The following is a 10,115-nucleotide window of genomic DNA, read 5'->3' as shown; positions in this document are numbered from 1 at the left end:
TAACAAGGTAGCCGTAGGGGAACCTGCGGCTGGATCACCTCCTTTCTAAGGAGTCTTATGACTCTACAGAAAATCTCGGGCTAAGGGCCACCTCTTCAATGCATACTTACACGATACTGTTACTGTGAGGGTTCAGGCAGCGGCTCTTAATTGTAGAAGAAGTTGAGTCGAGTACGGGCCCTGGTCGCTTCAGACTCAGCTGGGCCTGTAGCTCAGTTGGTTAGAGCACGCGCTTGATAAGCGCGGGGTCGATAGTTCAACTCTATCCAGGCCCACCATCTGAGTCCTGATTTTCTAGGCACTACACGCAAGACATCAGGAGCAGACTCTTTCAAACAAGAATGGGGCTGTAGCTCAGTTGGGAGAGCACCTGCTTTGCAAGCAGGGGGTCGCTGGTTCGATTCCAGTCAGCTCCACCAAGCCACATGTATAAGTATATTGTTTCGTAGTGGCCTCTTAGTGTAAGTGGCCTTGCTCATCGTCCTCTATGCAGTTTTCGGCACCTACGTGCCGAGATTGTTCTTTGAAAACTGAATAGGTCTTGATGAAAGACCATGTGTATCAGGAGCAAAGTGATTGTTAAGCTACTAAGGGTGTACGGTGAATGCCCTGGCATCAGCAGGCGATGAAGGACGTAGCTAGCTGCGATAAGCCGCGGGAAGCCGCAAGCAGGCCGTGATCCGCGGATGTCCGAATGGGGAAACCCAGGCGATGAATGCCGCCTATCCACATCTGAATCCATAGGGTGTGAGAAGCCCACGCAGGGAAGTGAAACATCTCAGTACCTGCAGGAAAAGAAATCAATCGAGATTCCCCTAGTAGTGGCGAGCGAAAAGGGAACAGCCTAAACCATAGTGATGTCAAGCCCGTGTGCGTTGTCGCTGTGGTGTTGTAGGGCTCTGTTTGACGGTGATACGGCGCCGTCGGCAAGTCAAAAATTAGGATCTTAGTCGAACGGTCTGGAAAGGCCGGCCAAAGAAGGTGACAGCCCTGTAGGCGACAAGACCCTAACTTGCTGGATAGAGTTCCTGAGTACCGCGGGGCTCGAGAAACCCTGTGGGAATCCGGGACGACCACGTTCCAAGGCTAAATACTCGCTGATGACCGATAGCGTACCAGTACCGTGAGGGAAAGGTGAAAAGAACCCCGGTGAGGGGAGTGAAATAGAACCTGAAACCGTACACCTACAAGCAGCGAAAGGGCTATGCCCGCAAGGGAATGCCTGATCGCGTGCCTTTTGCTTAATGAGCCTGCGAGTTATCCTGCGTAGCAAGGTTAAGGCGGAAAGCCGGAGCCGTAGCGAAAGCGAGTCCGAATTGGGCATTTAGTTGCGTAGGATAGACCCGAAGCGAAGTGATCTACCCATGGCCAAGGTGAATCCGCCGTAACAGGCGGAGGAGGCCTGAACTGATGTTTGTTGCAAAAAGCTCGGATGAGCTGTGGGTAGGGGTGAAAGGCTAAACAAACTTCGTGATTGCTGGTTCTCCCCGAAATGTCTAGAGGGACAGCCTCGTGTCAGCCGTAACGGAGGTAGAGCACTGAATGGGCTAGGGGCGTTCCAACGCTACTGAACCCAATCAAACTCCGAATGCCGTTACTGGACGCACGGGAGTGAGACTACGGGTGCTAAGATCCGTGGTCGAGAGGGAAATAGCCCAGACCGTCAGCTAAGGTCCCTAAGCGCAAGCTAAGTGGGAAAGGTTGTAACGTCGCTCAGACAGCCAGGAGGTTGGCTTAGAAGCAGCCATCCTTTAAAGAGTGCGTAATAGCTCACTGGTCGAGCGATGGTGCGCCGAAAATTTATCGGGGCTCAAGTTTGCCACCGAAGCTACGGACTTTTCTCGCAAGAGATGAGTGGTAGGGGAGCATTCTCTGTGCAGTGAAGGTTGACCGACAAGGACAGCTGGAGCGCAGAGAAGAGATTATGCAGGCATAAGTAGCGATAATTGATGTGAGAATCATCAACCCCGTAAACCTAAGGTTTCCTGGCCTATGTTCGTCAGGTCAGGGTGAGTCGGATCCTAAGCCGAGGCCGAGAGGCGTAGGCGATGGCAAACAGGTCAATATTCCTGTACCACAGTGATGGCGTTATCAGCGAAGGGGGGGTGCAGAAGGGTAGGTACCGCCGGGTCCCTGGAATACCCGGTCTAAGCGTGTAGGCGGGTCTTGCTGGCAAATCCGCAAGGCCGTTACCGCCGAGACGTGATGGGGAGGCCGCAAGGCCACAAACGGGCTGATCCCATGCTGCCGAGAAAAGCCTCGTAGCGAGTCATCATTGTGTCCGTACCGCAAACCGACACAGGTAGGTAGGTGGAATACACCAAGGGGCGTGAGAGAACACTTCCTAAGGAACTTTGCAATTTAGCCCCGTAACTTCGGGAGAAGGGGTGCCACGCGTAGGTGAGTCTGTACAAGGTAAGCCGAACGTGGTTGCAATAAAGTGGCTCTAGCGACTGTTTACCAAAAACACAGGACTCTGCGAACACGCAAGTGGACGTATAGGGTCTGACGCCTGCCCGGTGCTGGAAGGTTAACCGGAGGAGTTAGCCGCAAGGCGACGCTCTGAAGGGAAGCCCCAGTAAACGGCGGCCGTAACTATAACGGTCCTAAGGTAGCGAAATTCCTTGTCGGGTAAGTTCCGACCTGCATGAATGGCGTAACGACTGGAGCGCTGTCTCGGGAAGTGACTCAGCGAATTTGTTGTTCCGGTGAAGAAGCCGGGTGCCCGCAACTAGACGGAAAGACCCTGTGCACCTTTACTACAACTTGACATTGGATGTTGGAAGGGGCTGTGTAGGATAGGTGGGAGCCTGCGAAGCGTGGCCGCTAGGTCGCGTGGAGGCGTCCTTGAAATACCACCCTGAACGTTCTGATATTCTAACTCGGTCCTGTTATCCAGGACGAAGACAGTGTCTGGTGGGTAGTTTGACTGGGGCGGTCGCCTCCCAAAAGGTAACGGAGGCGTTCAAAGGTTCCCTCAGGCTGGTCGGTAATCAGCCGTCGAGTGCAAAGGCAGAAGGGAGCTTGACTGCGAGAGCGACAGCTCGAGCAGAGACGAAAGTCGGACTTAGTGATCCGGTGGTTCTGTGTGGAAGGGCCATCGCTCAACGGATAAAAGGTACGCCGGGGATAACAGGCTGATCTCCCCCAAGAGTTCACATCGACGGGGAGGTTTGGCACCTCGATGTCGACTCATCGCATCCTGGGGCTGAAGCTGGTCCCAAGGGTTAGGCTGTTCGCCTATTAAAGCGGTACGAGAGTTGGGTTCAGAACGTCGTGAGACAGTTCGGTCCCTATCTGTTGTGGGCGCAGGAGAGTTGAGAGGGGCTTTCACTAGTACGAGAGGACTGTGAAGGACGGACCGCTAGTGTGCCGGTTGTCGCGCCAGCGGCAGTGCCGGGTAGCTATGTCCGGTAGCGATAATCGCTGAAAGCATCTAAGCGAGAAGCGTGCCTCAAGATAAGCTCTCCCGTAGCGTATGCTACCTAAAGACCACTCGTAGACTACGAGTTTGATAGGCTGGGTGTGGAAGGCGTGTGAGCGCTGTAGCTAACCAGTACTAATCGGTCGTGCGGTTTAACATCCTTTGCTCCTGATAGACATGGTCTCACCGCGATATGAAGAATATATCGCGGAGTGCGAAAAAAAGTTCTGAGTGCTGAGCATTTGGCTTACGTACACTCAGGACTCTGTACCTAGCACTTAAGACTATTCAGTGTATGAATGTTCCCGGTGGTTATACCGGAGGGGCCCCACCCGTTCCCATACCGAACACGGAAGTTAAGCCCTCCAAGGCCGATGTTACTGCTGCCGCGAGGCAGTGGGAAAGTAGGACGCTGCCGGGTTACAAATAGAAAGCCTGCTGGTGAAAGCCAGCAGGCTTTCTTATTTTTGAACCCCCGATGCAGCGTCCCTCGGAAAGTTGGTGGGTTTTATCAGGCGACAATAATTACGATGAAGCGATAAAGAGTCGCTGGTACGCGCAAGGACAAGAATCACTAGTGGCGTACTATCCCGTCGCTAAGACCAATTGTATGCGCTACGGGTCGAGCAAGCTCTGTATGGACCACTGCCGTGTTACCAAGAGACATCATTGGCTTTTCAACCAATGGGGTCTACCTTTCTATCCCCTGGTAGCGAAACCTTTTGCGTAAAGCCTGCCGTCACACATGGATCGTAAGGTGCGAGTGTGCGGCTGTCTACTTGTGACGAGAGTGGGGTTTCATTTGAAGAAGCCGCCACAATATTTGCCGATCCTGACGGCTTGGATGGGGAGGATAGCGACCATTCACAACACGAACAGCGCCGCCAACGTATTGCAGTATCCATAGCAGGACGTATCCTCTTTGTCGTCTACACCCTGAGGAGGACGGGTCATGAAAAAAGAGAAACCATCCGCGTTATCAGTGCGCGGCAAGCGAGTCGTAAGGAGCGGAAGGCATATTTCAGACTCAGCCATTGATTTTTCAGATATCCCTGAGCTGTCGAATGTGCAACTGAAGCGAATGCGTCGGATCGGGCGACCCGCCACGGGGATGGCGAAGCAATTGATTGCGATCCGGCTGTCCCCGCGGCTCTTGGCTATTCTGAGACGGATGGCTGCAAAGCGGAGGAAGCCCTACCAGACGTTGATTCATGAACTGTTGGAGAAGGCTGCTTCTCAGGCGGCGTGAAGCGGTGGCAAGACCGCAGGGGCTTCACTGTTGTCAGGAGGCTGAGGATGTATTGGGATGTTATCGATGTTAAACCATTGGATCATCTGGGCCTGTTTGTGTGATTCGCTGATGGACTGGCAGGTGAAGTCCGTTTTGCATCAGAACATCTCACCGGTGTGTTTGCGCGATTGAAGGACCAAATGTTCTTCAAACAAGTGTGTCTAGACCATGGCGCAGTTGCACGGCCTGGGCAGATTGATTTGGCGCCGGATGCGATGTATCAAGAGATCAAAGAAAGGGCATCGCGATTGTGGAGTAGACGGTAATGGCAAGCAGATCGGATGGATATTCGTGCTATTTCATATCGGCCCGCATCCAATGCAGCCGCCATTTGCTTGCCGACCGGATGAACTTGAGTCAGTTGATGTATGCCCCATAGCTGCACTGCAGCAGACATGACAGCACATCGCCAGGACTCTCATCAAGCAACTGCCTCAACGACTTGGTGCAAGCGATAGACGCCGACCCCCTGGCCTGTTTTTTCGAGTGAGCGCGAAAGGCTCCTAGGTCGGCCGGTTTTTGAAATATTTGATTGCAAGACTTGACCCCACTAACACAACATTCGACAAGACCTGTTCCTTCGCTTCTACGGACACGAATTTGATGCGCCAACGCGCGACAGGATTCTGGCCGCGATTGAAGGAGCGGCGTCTCAGCGGAATAATGGTTCCTGGCACCATTTTCTTTATCAATAGGAGATAGGCAATGGAATCAGGTATCGTTGGCTTCATTGCAATCTCAGTCCTCCTGCTCAGCATTCTGTGGCTTATCTATAAGCTAGGCAAAGGCATTCTGCCCATTCTGTTTGGATCGAAACATCACGACCACTCTGCCGATATTTCACGGCGGAGCCTCGATCATCTTCCAGCACAGTTCATCGTCTTTGACCTCGAAACAACTGGCTTGAATGCTGAGGAGGACGAAGTTATTGAGTTCGGTGCGATACGCGTTAACCGGGACGCCAAGCATCATGAGGTGTTCCAGACTCTCGTGAGACCTCGTAAGCCCATCCCAACAAAGATCACCGAACTTACAGGCATAACCCAATCTATGGCTGAGTTAGAAGGCAAACAACTCACGGATGCGCTTCAGGAGTTTGTAGCCTTCATTGGCGACTTGCCTCTGGTCTCATTCAACGCAGAATTCGACATGGCATTTCTCAACAATGCAGCAAAGCAACACGGCATGCAGATAAATAATCCTGTATCCTGTGCTCTCATAATGGCGCGACGTGCTTGGCCAGAACGGAAAAGCTATCGGCTCGCCGATCTTGCAAAAGATGGCAACCTGAGCACCAAAGACTCTCATCGCGCCCTTGGCGACTGCCAACGAGCACTTATTGTCTATACCGCTGCAGCTTCGCTCCTTGGCACAACGCGTTAAGGGCACGACTAACTAGGCGTCAACTTTTCGAGCCTAGCATAGACCTCCAAGTCGTCGAGCCGCCGCTATATCCGGGTCCTGTGCTCTGGGGATAGAGGTATCAGGAATCATTGTTTGCTCTCGGCTCAACACGTGATAAACGAGATCCCTGATGCCGTTTGCAATGGTCGGTCATACTTTCCCTCCTGCGGCCCCCTTAGGTCAGATAGATTAAGGAGCAGATCAAGAAGCGCATCTACACAACTCGGGAGCTCGCTACGGCTGAGATCGACGACTACATCAAGACCTTCTATAATCGCCTCCGTCGCATAGTCATCTAAGAGGGGTCAGACCAGAGCTGTTTGAAGCCGTATCACACCTGGTGTAAAGGTGTCTGCGGAAACGGGTAGAATCCATCCAATCACAATTTTCGGTTAGATCGTGTAAGGCCCCAACAGCAATAGGGGAGCATCTTTTCTAATCATGAGCTCTGGTGTACCGGGACTGTTTAAGTTTGGTAAGAATGTACACATTGAAGAATTCTGTACATTGGGAAGGCTTTATATGAAATCGCTTTGCGATTTTAGGCGCATTGAAGCTGATGCGGTGCGCAGCGATAGGAAAGAGGGTACCCATTGGACCTTTCCATCGGATCAGGTAAAACTCCAGATGGAAATAAACGGGGTCTTTCAAGACATACCAGAAATTTCAGGACCGATTAGATACTCCCGTGATAGAGACCAGAGCATTAATGTTTTTTGCATGTATGCCCTACGCCGCAAAGATCCGCAGACGTTAATTGATCCCAAGAACTTTGGATTTGGAGATACATATGTTTTACTAAAAGATGGTGATGAATTTCTTCGGAGAGTCCGAAATAGCCCAGTGCCACAGGGCCAGCAATTGAGTTGGCAGCTTGTAGAATATGTTGCTCCAGCAACCTATTCGGGCCATATGGGTGCCTTCAGAAAATTCAATTCATTCGAATATCAAAGTGAATTTCGTGTTGCGATGGTTCCGGGGAGAGGGGAAGCCTTCAGCCTCGACATTGGTGACCTCTCTGATATCACAACGGTCGGGAAGCTCTCTGAGGTGAACAATCACATCAAGATTGAGTAAGTCATACCAGTTCCGTGAGAAATAAGCAGTAAAACAGAGTCTGGTCTTGCAATCCAACATTAGCCAAAGACGGTTATGTGCCGTATCTCTTCGTCTAGAAGAGGGCCGTGCCGACTGTTGCATCCTTCCGAGGCGGGCGGCATGATGCTCAGGCTCTGCGATGCTATTGCACTGCACCAAGAGGCTGGCAGAGAAACTTCTGCACGAACATTTGAAAGATGTCACAACCACTGCCTGCAAGGCGAACGCACGTTGCTAGGTGAGTGCCATGGGCTTGGTGCAAGAGATCGACGCCGACCCGCTGGCGTATTTTTCGGCTAAGCACGACAAGCTATTCAGCTGCCAGGTCTTGAGAGAAAATAAAGGGGTCGGGAGTCTTTACTGAGGCAATGTTGCAGCCATAAGACCTGAAACATTCTGAATGGTATCAGAGGGGGGATGAGCGAATGTGAGAAAGTATTGTTTCAGCATGGAATGGCTGTGGCGAGTGTGCGGTCAACTGCGCTAGCATAGCCTCTCGTGTCGTCACAAGGGAGGGAAACCGCAGAGCTCATGGTGGATAACGCACGAAAGGGGGCTCTATGAGCCTCTACGACATCGACCTCGTCACTATCGATGGCAAGCCGCAGAAAATGGAAGTCTATCGTGGGAAGACACTGCTTATCGTCAATGTCGCGAGCGAGTGTGGCTTTACACCGCAGTATATGGGACTGCAAGCGCTCTACGATAAATTCAAAGACAGAGGTTTTGTTGTGCTTGGGTTCCCCTGTAATCAGTTTGGGCATCAGGAGCCGAACAGCGAAGCAGAGATTGAGTTGTTCTGCCGTAGGACCTACAGCGTCACCTTCCCGATGTTCACCAAGATCGAGGTGAACGGTGGAAATACCCACCCGCTCTACCAGTACCTCAAGTCAGCGATGCCTGGGTTGTTTGGCACCGAGGCAATCAAGTGGAACTTCACCAAATTTCTCGTTGGCTCCGATGGCACGGTGCTGAAGCGCTATGCGCCGAGCGACAAGCCGGAAGCGATCGAAGCTGATCTGACCATGAGGCTGTAGGAGTTCGTTCTCGAAGATATCGGTCAAACGGCACTGTTTCTCTTCTTATTGAGATGCATAGGAATCAGTCACTTTCCGGTTCTCCTCGTCAGCGGTGTGGGACGGCAAGCCACAGCGTGACAGAGAGCGATGCCGAGGTCATCGGTGAACGAGAGCTCACAAGCTGGCGGCTTCTTTTCGGATCCACTGCCTTGTGTGTTTCCTGGTATCGAACGTTATGCCGTTGGGGTATGATACATCCTCTGCTAATCTAACCTTACGACCGGAGGCGTATCATGGCGACGATCCGACAAACGTGGGCATATCTTCTGGCGACGAGTGGGATTTTCTTGTTCGTCGGCTGTTCTGCTTGGGACGGTGGATACAAGGGAGGCACTCAACTCGAAAGTACTCAGGACATGCATTCCAAGAGTCTCGCTGGTGCGTATCGAGATGTTGGATCAGACGGCTCCATCAAATCCCATCCTGCGGCATCAGACCCAATGAGCCGAAATTCACAGAGCCGATGACGCATCGGCACAGACGGAAATGGCACAGCCATTGACTGGAGATGGCGATGGCGATGGTAGAGGATGGGCCTGTGTTGATTGCGTCTCAATCAACGTGTTGTTCAATCCTCAACCTGTCCACGAACAGACTGGGGAAGAATTAAGAGGGTCGGGAGTCATTGTAGGCCACGTTTGGTATTCACCCATCAAAAGGAGGAGCCAAGCTGTTGTATCCTCTCAATGCGGGCGGTATGAGGCCGTGGATCGGCGATACTGATGTCCTGGTTTCACGAACGACGAATAACCCGCGTCGGTGAATAATCACGGCGTGTCACATGAGCTGGTCGGGAAAGAGAAGATAGGCAACCGCAAAGGCGGCAAGCGGTGAGAAGCAGGTGGCGTCGAATACCTTCTCCTATATCGTCAGCCAAGGCAGTGACTTTGATGCCAGCCAGGTTTCACGCCCTCCACATCGTTGGAGAACAGAAAGGTCCATTCTGGCAACGACTATTTCGCGCATGGCTTCAAACGGAATCATATGATGAGAAATGCCGGTCCTTCTAAAATGATATCCGGCCCCATACATCCACCTCGGTTCAATTCAAGATCGTTCGATTATTTGGATTGTGGGTTACCTGAAAAGCAGCTTGCCGACGATCCCAACAGCGATCAACCGACTTAAAATCTGCGACAGCTCGACGTAGATCTATGACCGTACTCACTTTTCCCTCGAAGAGAAATACGAGGCTATTGATGGAATCAGAATGACCGATTTCGCTTCGTTCTTCAATATTCCAGTCGATGTGGAGCACTTCTCGAGCCTGAGCGTTGTTGGTATAGGGTCCAAAAACGCAAACGTGGTCCCACGCGAATGATACCCCGAGCAGACCAAGGTCAACCCTGTTCGGCTGTTTTCCCAATTCTCGCTCAAGGAGTTGAGCAAAGGAGTTACGCGCTTTGAAGTAAACGTACGGCATTTTGCCGAGGGCTAACTGAAATGACCTCCCGACAAGATCTAGGAAAGCATCTGGTACGACGTTGAGACCAGGAATCCAGGGAAAAACAAAAAATAGCACTAAACAGAAAGCCGAAAGTTTCGGCCATTTTTCCAGAGAGTTCCCATTTTCCATTTTTCGAGCGATCGCCCAGGATAGACTGAGCAACAGGGCGATCACGGGTAGCGAAAAAATGAAGATCAATGCGCCTTGAGCGTCGGACAGAGTAACAACGCAGGAAAACAGAAAAACTATGAATGTGGCGATCTGAAGAACAAAAAAGATTATGAGAAATAGTCTACTGATGACTTCTCTCCTTATCCGGTTGCTGATGTACAAATCGCCTGCGCGTTCCCGACATTCGCTCATTGCCCCCAC

The 10,115-nt window shown here is 51.8% G+C and carries 8 protein-coding genes, 2 tRNA genes and 2 rRNA genes; 10 read left to right on the top strand and 2 right to left on the bottom strand.

Going from position 1 to position 10,115, the window contains the following annotated elements:
- The first annotated feature begins 201 nt into the window (after positions 1-201).
- The 6 genes from ACYX34_RS17695 (at position 202) to ACYX34_RS17670 (ending at position 4,673) form a co-directional block, all read left to right on the top strand.
- A tRNA-Ile gene (locus tag ACYX34_RS17695) sits at positions 202-278 on the top strand.
- A 65-nt stretch (positions 279-343) separates the two neighbouring features.
- A tRNA-Ala gene (locus ACYX34_RS17690) sits at positions 344-419 on the top strand.
- Between the two features lie 158 nt (positions 420-577).
- Positions 578-3,584 (top strand): 23S ribosomal RNA (locus ACYX34_RS17685).
- Positions 3,585-3,728: 144 nt separating this feature from the next.
- A 5S ribosomal RNA gene (gene rrf, locus ACYX34_RS17680) occupies positions 3,729-3,845 on the top strand.
- A gap of 344 nt (positions 3,846-4,189) precedes the next feature.
- The gene (locus ACYX34_RS17675; RefSeq protein WP_462077902.1) at positions 4,190-4,462 is read left to right on the top strand and encodes a BrnT family toxin; all 273 of its coding nucleotides are present in this window, start codon (positions 4,190-4,192) and stop codon (positions 4,460-4,462) included.
- On the top strand, positions 4,377-4,673 hold the full coding sequence (locus tag ACYX34_RS17670; protein WP_462077901.1) for a BrnA antitoxin family protein: 297 nt from the start codon (positions 4,377-4,379) through the stop codon (positions 4,671-4,673). The genes ACYX34_RS17675 and ACYX34_RS17670 overlap by 86 nt, the downstream gene beginning before the upstream one ends.
- Positions 4,674-5,218: 545 nt before the next feature.
- Here ACYX34_RS17670 and ACYX34_RS17665 read toward each other — a convergent pair.
- Complete coding sequence (locus ACYX34_RS17665) at positions 5,219-5,446, bottom strand: hypothetical protein (protein WP_462077900.1); 228 nt, start codon at positions 5,444-5,446, stop codon at positions 5,219-5,221.
- Between ACYX34_RS17665 and ACYX34_RS17660 the strand changes: the two genes are divergently transcribed.
- From ACYX34_RS17660 to ACYX34_RS17645, 4 genes are all read left to right on the top strand, one after another.
- Positions 5,421-6,098 carry a 3'-5' exonuclease gene (locus ACYX34_RS17660; RefSeq protein ID WP_462077899.1) on the top strand — a complete coding sequence of 226 codons (678 nt, stop codon included), beginning with the start codon at positions 5,421-5,423 and terminating at the stop codon, positions 6,096-6,098. The genes ACYX34_RS17665 and ACYX34_RS17660 overlap by 26 nt on opposite strands.
- A gap of 209 nt (positions 6,099-6,307) precedes the next feature.
- Positions 6,308-6,418: an IS3 family transposase gene (locus tag ACYX34_RS17655; protein ID WP_462077904.1), complete on the top strand. Its 111-nt coding sequence runs from the start codon at positions 6,308-6,310 to the stop codon at positions 6,416-6,418.
- A gap of 142 nt (positions 6,419-6,560) precedes the next feature.
- Positions 6,561-7,196, top strand: a complete 636-nt coding sequence (locus ACYX34_RS17650) for a hypothetical protein (protein ID WP_462077898.1) — start codon at positions 6,561-6,563, stop codon at positions 7,194-7,196.
- A gap of 581 nt (positions 7,197-7,777) precedes the next feature.
- Positions 7,778-8,254 (top strand): glutathione peroxidase, encoded by a 477-nt coding sequence (locus ACYX34_RS17645; RefSeq protein ID WP_462077897.1) that lies wholly within the window; start codon positions 7,778-7,780, stop codon positions 8,252-8,254.
- Positions 8,255-9,338: 1,084 nt separating this feature from the next.
- Here ACYX34_RS17645 and ACYX34_RS17640 read toward each other — a convergent pair.
- Complete coding sequence (locus tag ACYX34_RS17640) at positions 9,339-10,106, bottom strand: hypothetical protein (RefSeq protein ID WP_462077896.1); 768 nt, start codon at positions 10,104-10,106, stop codon at positions 9,339-9,341.
- Positions 10,107-10,115: the final 9 nt, after the last annotated feature.

Source organism: Nitrospira sp. CMX1, from assembly GCF_054902215.1.
The sequence above is the reverse complement of the archived record's forward strand: the minus strand, read 5'-3'. Positions and strand labels throughout refer to the sequence as shown.